The following is a 216-nucleotide window of genomic DNA, read 5'->3' on the forward strand; positions in this document are numbered from 1 at the left end:
CCAACACCACTGGCCCACTGACGGTGACCCTGGATAACAACCAGACCATCACCATCGGCGTGAACCAGTCGAGCGGTACTGTTTCGGCTGTGGCTCCGGACGATGTGTACAAAGGCGACCAGACTGTTACTACCGGCATCAAGGAAGTGACTGGCGGCGAGCATTTCGAGAACCTGGTTCCAGGTACTGACAAAGTCACCACGATTGTCACTGATA

The 216-nt window shown here is 55.1% G+C and carries 1 protein-coding gene; it reads left to right on the forward strand.

Features of this window, described 5'->3' with window-relative positions; translation table 11 throughout:
• Window positions 1-216: immunoglobulin-like domain-containing protein (locus BFQ03_RS31105; protein WP_239695270.1), on the forward strand; the 216-nt coding region annotated here is incomplete at both ends.

The sequence above is a fragment of the Pseudomonas sp. 25 R 14 genome (genome assembly GCF_900004755.1).
Taxonomy (GTDB): Bacteria; Pseudomonadota; Gammaproteobacteria; order Pseudomonadales; family Pseudomonadaceae; genus Aquipseudomonas; species Aquipseudomonas brenneri.